At 63.1% G+C, this 1,988-nt stretch carries 1 protein-coding gene and 2 pseudogenes; all 3 read right to left on the bottom strand.

Annotated elements, in window-relative coordinates; all coding sequences use genetic code 11:
* Positions 1–378: pseudogene (locus tag A3764_RS19420) on the bottom strand (DUF6927 domain-containing protein); the annotation flags it as partial.
* Between the two features lie 102 nt (positions 379–480).
* Positions 481–1,074 carry a regulator gene (locus tag A3764_RS19415; RefSeq protein ID WP_067923939.1) on the bottom strand — a complete coding sequence of 198 codons (594 nt, stop codon included), beginning with the start codon at positions 1,072–1,074 and terminating at the stop codon, positions 481–483.
* Positions 1,075–1,148: 74 nt separating this feature from the next.
* Positions 1,149–1,988: pseudogene (locus A3764_RS19410) on the bottom strand (ParB/RepB/Spo0J family partition protein); the annotation flags it as partial.

Below are 1,988 nucleotides of genomic sequence, written 5' to 3'. Positions count from 1 at the left end.
GCGCCAGGCATGAGCATAGCTGTCTGGGTCTTTCAGCTCGGACAGCAGGGCCAATAGGCTCAGTGGCGCGCGGGATTCGACCGGTCCCGCGCTTTCCTCCATGTCCTTGTAGCCCCAGCAGCCGTCATCATATCGGGTAAGGAATACGGCGGCGAAAGTGATGGAGCCATCCGCATCGGTGACATAGGTCGTGTCTTCGACAGGGGTGCCGTCGATATTTGTGACCTTTGCCGCCGCGTACCACGTCGAACCCACCTTGCAGGCTTTGACCAGTTCCGTCTTGCGCCTTTCGCCCTCGAAGGTGCACAGCCGAGCAATCTCCGCTTTCTCATCTGCGTAGGTCTGGACGCGGCCGTCGGTGTAGAAGAGCCATCCCATCTCAGAGTCCTTTCTCTCATTGGGGAAATTGTTGTCGCCAATGTCCCGAGAGGGCCGCAGGCCTGGCAGGGTATTGGCGATGCTTGTTTGAGAAAGGGCGCGTTACGCCGCCCTCCGGTCATCGATTTCCATCAGCGCATCGAGCGGCACGCGGTAGGGCTGCATGGCGTCGAAATCTTCGCAATTGCCGCAGTTCTGCACGATCGCGAAGGTGTCGCATGCATCCTTGAGGATGACCCGGAAGGTGCCGCCGAGGCCCGAGGGCACTTCGTAGGTCCCACCGATGAGATAATCCGATGCCCGGCGCACGAAGACGCGGATGCTGTGGCCATCGGTGGCGAGCCGGATGGCCCCTCGCCCCCGGTCGATGAGCACCTGCACGTCATCCAGGATGTCGGTGTAGAACTGGCCGGTCAGATCACGGAACGCAATGCGGCGATGCGCCATCCAGTCTGTATCCCGAAACGGGTTCATGCCATCGGCGAAGGCGAAGGAGGGATCGGCCTGTTCGGTGGTGACGATACGGGTGGTCGTGCCATCGATGCCGTTCGAGCGCAGATGCACACCATTGCCGACGATGAGGATCAGGGCTGGCCTGTCCACGGGCCCGTTCCAGTTGGGCAGGAAGGTTTTGCAGGCGCGCGCATGAGCGATCTGCGCCGCAACTGCGGAGGCAGAGAACTTGAGAATAGCCATGGGGATGTCTTTCTGTTCGGTTTGGAAGAGGGTCGACCCGCGCAGGGAATGCCTCGCGCGGGTCGCGTGAGGACTCAGGCCGCGTGCGCGACCTCGCCGTCAGGTTCCGGGGTTTCCGTGATCGGCGCCGTCTCATCACAGGCGCCACCGGCGGTCTGCATCATCGGCGGGCACCAGGCGGCCACGGCAGCGCGCTGCGCGTCCGTGAGTGTGGCGAAGGGTTCAGCGAAGAGCTTGTCGCAGAAAGCGACGATCTCCTTCTTGCTCGACGAGGCTAGCGTCACCGCCTCCTGCGCCAGACCCAGATCCTCGCCCAGAATCTTCAGGAGCCAGGCCTTCTTGAAACGATTGAACAGCGCCGCGTTCGGCGTCCAGTGGGCGCGGATGTCGGGCATGATCTCGATCTCGAAGTCATGCATTAGGCTGTCGCGCCGAGGATCCCGCGCGAAGCAGGACTGCGTGGTGCTGGCCGTGGCATAGGCCACGAGCTTGGCCTTCTCCCCTGTCTCCAGCGCGCGAAACGCCGCGAACTGATCAGCGGGCGCGCGGGCGTCATCTAGCCAGGACAGATCAAGCGCCTCATGCGCCGCCGCCACCTGCTCGAGCGAGGTCTCGTCGATCTCGTCCATCTTGGCATGGCTGCGGTATTCCTTGCGGGCATCGATCTTGATCGCCTGCGTGACACTCATGCCGCTGGCCAGAACGTCACTGACCAGCTTGAAGAGCGTCAGATCGAGCGTGGCCTCCGGATGCAGCGCCATCGCGGCGCCAAGGGCCATGGCTCGCTCGGTCTTGAGGTCCTCAGCCAGTGAGGCTGGGTAGGTGATTTCGCCCGGGTCCGTGGCCTCCTCCCCCGTCGGGTTACTTGAGGAGCCGCGTGCGCCCTCCTCTTTGACGGTGTCTTCCGGACGGAC

The organism is Sulfitobacter sp. HI0129 (assembly GCF_001635395.1).
Taxonomy (GTDB): Bacteria; Pseudomonadota; Alphaproteobacteria; order Rhodobacterales; family Rhodobacteraceae; genus Sulfitobacter.
The sequence above is the reverse complement of the archived record's forward strand: the minus strand, read 5'-3'. Positions and strand labels throughout refer to the sequence as shown.